This is a genomic window from Streptomyces sp. ADMS (assembly GCF_033441795.1).
In the GTDB taxonomy this organism is placed as follows: domain Bacteria; phylum Actinomycetota; class Actinomycetes; order Streptomycetales; family Streptomycetaceae; genus Streptomyces.
Map to the genome: position 1 here is coordinate 1 of NZ_JAVFVX010000202.1, position 6,828 is coordinate 6,828.

Sequence of the window (6,828 nt, forward strand, 5' to 3'; positions counted from 1 at the left end):
GGACGCAGAAAACGATCAGAAGATCACTCTCGAACCACCTCGGTGGATCAAGGCTAAGCTGACCCTGTGAAGGTCCTCCTCATCGGTAACGGCGCCCGCGAACACGCCCTGTGCCGCTCCCTGTCCCTCGACCCCGACGTCACCGCGCTGTACTGCGCCCCCGGCAACGCCGGTATCGCCGAGGTCGCCGAGCTGCACCAGGTCGACCCCCTCGACGGCAGGGCCGTAGCGGCGCTGGCCGTGGAGCTGGGTGCCGACCTGGTCGTCGTGGGGCCGGAGGCGCCGCTGGTCGCCGGGGTCGCCGACGCTGTGCGCGAGGCCGGCATCCCGGTCTTCGGCCCCTCCGGGGAGGCCGCGCGGCTGGAGGGTTCCAAGGCCTTCGCGAAGGACATCATGGCGGGAGCGAGCGTCCCCACGGCCCGCTCGTACGTGTGTACGACACCGGAGGAGGTCGACGAAGCCCTCGACGCCTTCGGTGCCCCGTACGTCGTGAAGGACGACGGGCTGGCGGCCGGCAAGGGCGTCGTGGTCACCGCCGATCTCGCAGCGGCGACCGCGCACGCGAACTCCTGTGACCGCGTCGTCATCGAGGAGTTCCTCGACGGCCCCGAGGTCTCCCTCTTCGCGATCACCGACGGCGTGACGGTCCTCCCCCTCCAGCCCGCCCAGGACTTCAAGCGCGCGCTGGACGACGACGAGGGCCCCAACACGGGCGGCATGGGCGCGTACTCGCCGCTCCCCTGGGCCGACCCCAAGCTGGTCGAAGAGGTCCTCCAGACGGTCCTGCAGCCGACGGTCGACGAACTGCGCCGCCGCGGCACCCCCTTCTCCGGCCTCCTTTACGCAGGCCTCGCGATCACCTCGCGCGGCGTCCGCGTGATCGAGTTCAACGCCCGCTTCGGCGACCCGGAGACCCAGGTGGTCCTGGCCCGTCTGAAGACCCCGCTGGCCGGCATCCTGTTCGCGGCGGCGAACGGTACCCTCGCCGACCTGGAGCCCCTGCGCTGGAGTGACGACGCGGCGGTCACCGTGGTCATCGCCTCGCACAACTACCCCGGCACCCCGCGCACCGGCGACCCGATCACCGGCCTCGCCGACGTGGCCGCCGAGGACGCCCCGCACGCGTACGTCCTGCACGCCGGTACGAAGCGCGACGGCGACGCGGTCGTGAGCGCGGGCGGCCGGGTCCTCTCCGTGACGGCGACCGGCAAGAACCTGGGCCAGGCCCGCGACCGCGCGTACACCGCCCTCGGCCGCATCCGCCTGGACGGCTCCCAGCACCGCACGGACATCGCGGCGAAGGCGGCAGCAGACGAGTAATACCAGTAGTACCGATACACGTCGATGAACCTCTCGGGCCCCGCATCCGTCTAAGGATGCGGGGCCCGAGAGTCGTCATGACGTCTCTCACCTGCTGCTCAGCCATCGCTCCGTCGTCGCCGTGCGTCATCCATCTTTCCCCAGAGCCATTCCATCGAGTGACCGATCCCCCATCCGGCTGACGAGGACCGGGCCCCCAACTATGGTGCGGCGCAAGCATTCCGGCACTTGGCCCACCGGCATTGCGATGTCAGTGGTGGGTGCCACAGTGGGGGAGTGAGCAACGTCAAGGGTGTGCGGAAAAGGTAGGGGGTGACATCCGGTCGTGACCGGTATGGGTGTGGAGGCGGGCGCGCAGGTCGCGCGTTCCCGGGCTCTGGCCGTGCTGCGCATCCGCAGCAGGGCTCTGGCCGTCGCCCTGCTGCCCGCGGCCGCCGCCGTCGTGCTGTGGGCCGGGGGCTCCACCGGCCACCTCGTGGGCGGCGGCTGGCACCTCGCCCGGTGGATCACGGGCGGCGCCGCACTGGTCGTACTCCTGGCGGCGGCCGTCATCGCCCTGGTCGTAGCCCGCGCCCGCCCGGCCATGAGCCCGACGGTCCCGATAGCCGAGGAATCGGCCCTGGACCTCTACCACCTGGTGCGTGACCTGGCCGACCGCCTGGGCGTCCCCGCACCCTCCGCGATAGCGCTCACCCCGGACTGCGACAGCTGGCTGGAGGACCGCACCCACCGTGCCCACGCCCCGCCCCCGGCGGAGGACCGGGACGAGATATCGGGCGTACGAGGCCTGCGCCCCCCCTTCCAGGGACAGCGCCGGCGCACGGCGGCGACGGCATCGCCCGTCCTCGTGATCGGCTCGCCCTTCCTGTGGTGGATGCGCGTCGGCGAGCTGCGCGCGGTCCTCGCCCCGGTAGTCGCGGGTACGGGACCCTCGGCGCACCCCGACATCGCGGCGGCGCGGCGCTTCGTACGGGGCCTGGACGCGGCCGTGGCCGTGGCCGCGTCCCAGCGCGGCCCCGTTTCCCGGGCGGCGCTCGCGGGCGTCGGCTGGGTGGCGAGGCTGTTGCTGCGCAGCTGCCGGGTGCACGCGGCCGAGATGGAGCGCGGGGTCGCGGCGGCGGCAGCCGAGCGTGCACAGGCTGTGGATTACGGGCTGCGGATCGTGGCACAGGAACAGGTCGGCCTGGCGTACGCGGGCTGGGACCGGCTGCTGACCCGGGTCGCGCTCCCCGCCTGGCGGATGGGCCGCTGGCCGGCCCGGCTGGACGCGGGCGTCGTCGCGGCGCTCACGGAACTGTCCCGCCGCGACCGGCTGGCCGAGGGCTTCACGTCCCGTCTCGGTGAACGCCCGGCCTGCGACCTCCTGGAAGAGCCCGGCGTGGTCGACGAGGCGGCCTCACTGCTCGCCGCCCGCCTCTTCCACGGCGGCCCGGCCGAGCCCGGCCCGGACTGGGCGCCGGTGGACTGGCAGGAGTACCCGGAGGAGGTGGTCGACCGTAAGTGGCGCACGGATGCGGCCCGTCTGCACCGGGTCCTGGACGCGCTGGGAGTCCACCGCACGTCGACGTCCACGCCACACGACCCCGACGCTCCGACGTTGTATCGCGTGATGAACCACCTGACGACGCCCCAGACGCCCCAGAAGCCACAGATGCCCGGAGCGGCGACGCCGGCGGAGTCGGCGCAGGACGAGTACGGGGACGATGAGCCGGTGGGAAGCGAACGCGGCGAGGCTCTCGCCGCCGGGCTCAGCGCGGAGGTGGCCCGCGAGGAGGCGGCGGCGCCGACGGGCGGACAGCAGTCCCCGGCAGGGCTGACCGGCCAGGGCCCCGACACGGCCCCCTGGGACGACGGCACGCTGCCGCTCTTCCCGCTGCAGCCTCCGCGCACGGGCCGCGAACTGCTCGCTGATCACGTCACCGCGATGGTGTGCTGCGCGGCGATGGACACGGCGGGGGCGACACCGGGCCTGGACTGGCTCGACGGCCCCTCGCTCCTCCTGAACGGCGAACGGGCGGCGGACCTGGGCCCCAAAGTGCTGACGCTCATAGAAGCGGGCGACCCGGCCCCTCTGGAGGCGTGGCTCCGCACGACAGGAGTACGCCCGGAGAAGCCCGTACGCCTGGTGTGAAGCAACGAGGTTGTTCGCCCGGGTAGCGCACGCGCCCTTCTCTCCCGGCCACCCACATGCCCGGCCACCCGGCCACTCACACGCCCGGCCACCCGGCCACCCGGCCACCCGGCCACCCACATGCCCGGCCACTCACACGCCCGGCCACTCACACGCCCGGCCACCCGCCTGGCCGCCCATCCACCTACCTGGCCGCCCACCCACCCATCTGCCCACCCACCCATCTGCCCACCCACCCACCGGTCCATCTGCCCGCCTGCCGACCCACTGCTCGCCCGCCCGCCCGCCTCCGCCGTTGCTGCAGCCCAGGCCCGGGCACCTCTGCTCGCCTGGCGCTCGTAGCCAGGGCCTGCCCACCTCAAGCCTCTTTCCCAGCCATCTGCCCCCGCCGTTGTCTCGGCCTCAAGCCCGGGCACCTCGGCCGCCCCGAACCTCTCAAGCGCCGGCCCGCACCCCCAGCCTGTCCGGCGTCTGAGGACAAGGCCCGTTCAGGGCCGTAGCAGGGGTCCGGGGGCGCAGCCCCCGGGTACGAGATGGGACGGGTAGGGGCGGCGGGGGCGAGACAAACAGGTCGGAGGACTCCCTTCCGTTTCCAGTCAATTCACGACGAACGGTGACGGACTGCGTGCGTAATGTGATGTGCTGGGGGCCGAACGCGCACATGGCAATCGCTCGGGACATAAGACAGCTGACGGGGGAGCCAGGAGGGAAGCAGTCATGGGGTCGCAGCCGATCCGCCGCTGGGAGTCGGGAGCACTCGCGCACGCCGTCACGGACCCCTTCGGCCTGGGCCCCGTCCCATGGCTCCGAGGCAGCGAGACCTACTTCGACGACACGGGACAGGTCGTCCCCTGGTACGTCGACCCGGCAGATCCCACCCCCACCCCCACCCCCACACGTGCCTCCACCCCCACCGCACGCCCCCCGCACGCGCCCGCCAGGATCCCCTCTCCCCGTACCGCCCCCACCACCGGCGGCCCCCGCGCCGCAGACGACGTACACCGTCAGATCAAGGGATTCACCTCCAATGGCCCCGCCGCCCCCGGCGAGGCCATCGACTTCCACATCACCGTCGACCCGCCGCAAGAGTTCGCCGTGGACATCTACCGCATCGGCCACTACGGCGGCGACGGCGCAGCCAAGATCACCACCAGCCCCCGCCTCTCCGGCATCGTCCAGCCCCCGCCCCTCACCGCCGACCGCACCGTCTCCTGCCACCACTGGTGGCTCTCCTGGCGCTTGCAGATCCCGTCGTACTGGAACATCGGGGCGTACGTCGCCGTGCTCACCACCGCCGACGGCTACCGCTCCCACGTCCCCTTCACCGTTCGCGACAACCACCCGGCGGACCTGCTGCTCCTCCTGCCGGACATCACCTGGCAGGCGTACAACCTCTACCCGGAGGACGGCCGCACCGGCGCGAGTCTCTACCACGCCTGGGACAAGGACGGCCGGCTCCTCGGCGAGTCCGACGCCGCGACCACCGTCTCCTTCGACCGCCCGTACGCCGGCGCCGGCCTCCCCCTGCACGTGGGTCACGCCTACGACTTCATCCGCTTCGCCGAGCGCTACGGCTACGACCTCGCCTACGCCGACGCCCGCGACCTGCACGCCGGCCGGCTCGACCCCTCCCGTTACCGGGGCCTGGTCTTCCCCGGCCACGACGAGTACTGGTCCTCGGCGATGCGCCGCACCACCGAACTCGCCCGCGAGACCGGCACGTCCCTCGTCTTCCTCTCCGCCAACACCATGTACTGGCAGGTGGAGCTGAGCCCGTCCCCGTCCGGAGTCCCGGACCGTCTCCTCACCTGCCGAAAACGCCGCGGCCCCGGAAAACCGGCGCTGTGGCGCGAAATCGACCGCCCGGAACAGCAGTTGATCGGCATCCAGTACGCGGGCCGGGTCCCCGAGCCCACCCCCATGGTCGTCCGCAACGCCGACCACTGGATGTGGGAGGCGACCGGCGCCCACGACGGGGACGAGATCGACGGCATGGTGGCCGGCGAGGCCGACCGTTACTTCCCGCGCACCCAGCTCCCCGAGCACGACGACCGCATACTCCTCGCCCACTCCCCGTACGCCGACAGCGAAGGCACCCTCCGCCACCAGGAGACCTCCCTCTACCGAGCCCCCTCCGGCGCCCTGGTCTTCGCGTCCGGAACGTTCGCCTGGTCCCCGTCCCTGGACCGCCCCGGCCATGTGGACGCCCGCGTCCAGAGGGCCACCGCGAACCTCCTGGACCGCATCTGCAAACGGGATTGATCCCCTCCCGAAATCAGGGCCGAAACCGAAACCGAAGCCCCCTGGCGAAAAGGCACTCTCCGCATACGGGAGAATCGAGCCACTTGGACATCACCACGGGGAGGAACCGTGTCCGGATTCGTAGAAAAGCCCGAGCCCTTCCAGGTTCCGGGTCTGGTGCATCTGCACACCGGCAAGGTGCGCGACCTGTACCAGAACGAGGCGGGCGACCTCGTGATGGTCGCCAGCGACCGCATCTCCGCTTTCGACTGGGTGCTGCAGACGGAGATCCCCGACAAGGGCCGCGTCCTCACCCAGCTCTCGCTCTGGTGGTTCGACCAGCTCGCCGACCTGGCCCCCAACCACGTCCTGAGCACCGAACTCCCGCCGGGCGCCCCCGCCGACTGGGCGGGCCGCACCCTGGTCTGCAAGTCGCTGCGCATGATGCCGGTGGAGTGCGTGGCCCGCGGCTACCTCACCGGCTCCGGCCTCACCGAGTACAACGAGTCCCGCACGGTCTGCGGCCTGGCCCTCCCCGAGGGTCTCACCGACGGCTCGGAACTCCCCGCGCCGATCTTCACCCCGGCCACCAAGGCCGCGGTGGGCGAGCACGACGAGAACGTGTCGTACGAGGAGGTCGCCCGCCAGGTCGGCGCCGAGACCGCCGCCCAGCTCCGTCAGGCGACCCTCGCCGTGTACTCCCGCGCCCGCGACATCGCCCGCGACCGGGGCATCATCCTGGCGGACACGAAGTTCGAGTTCGGGTACGAGGGCGACGCCCTGATCCTGGCTGACGAGGTCCTCACCCCGGACTCGTCCCGCTTCTGGCCGGCCGACGAGTGGGAGCCGGGCCACGCGCAGCCCTCGTTCGACAAGCAGTTCGTACGGGACTGGCTCACATCCCCGGAATCCGGCTGGGTCCGGGCCAGCGAGCTGCCCCCGCCACCGCTCCCTCAGCACGTCACGGACGCGACCCGAGCGAAGTACATCGAGGCGTACGAGCGCCTGACGGGAGTCAGCTGGGTGTAGCGCACGGGGTCGCACACAGCGTGTTGCGCACGAAAAAGACCCCGGTCCAATGGACCGGGGTCTTGATCTGGAGCGGACGACCAGGTTCGAACTGGCGACCTCAACCT

General features: G+C 71.8%; 4 protein-coding genes. All 4 read left to right on the plus strand.

What is annotated here, in order from left to right; translation table 11 throughout:
- The first annotated feature begins 66 nt into the window (after positions 1-66).
- Positions 67-1,320: a phosphoribosylamine--glycine ligase gene (gene purD, locus RB628_RS38825; RefSeq protein WP_318325362.1), complete on the plus strand. Its 1,254-nt coding sequence runs from the start codon at positions 67-69 to the stop codon at positions 1,318-1,320.
- Positions 1,321-1,654: 334 nt separating this feature from the next.
- Positions 1,655-3,451, plus strand: a complete 1,797-nt coding sequence (locus RB628_RS38830; protein ID WP_318325365.1) for a hypothetical protein — start codon at positions 1,655-1,657, stop codon at positions 3,449-3,451.
- A gap of 717 nt (positions 3,452-4,168) precedes the next feature.
- Entirely contained in the window at positions 4,169-5,713 is a 1,545-nt protein-coding gene (locus RB628_RS38835; protein WP_318325363.1) for a N,N-dimethylformamidase beta subunit family domain-containing protein, read from the plus strand.
- A gap of 108 nt (positions 5,714-5,821) precedes the next feature.
- Entirely contained in the window at positions 5,822-6,721 is a 900-nt protein-coding gene (locus tag RB628_RS38840; protein WP_318325364.1) for a phosphoribosylaminoimidazolesuccinocarboxamide synthase, read from the plus strand.
- Positions 6,722-6,828 lie beyond the last annotated feature (107 nt).

Bases quoted from the DNA above. Each gene is read 5' to 3' on its own strand.
- RB628_RS38830 (WP_318325365.1), top strand. From the start codon at position 1,655: ATGGGTGTGGAGGCGGGCGCGCAGGTCGCGCGTTCCCGGGCTCTGGCC.
- RB628_RS38835 (WP_318325363.1), top strand. From the start codon at position 4,169: ATGGGGTCGCAGCCGATCCGCCGCTGGGAGTCGGGAGCACTCGCGCAC.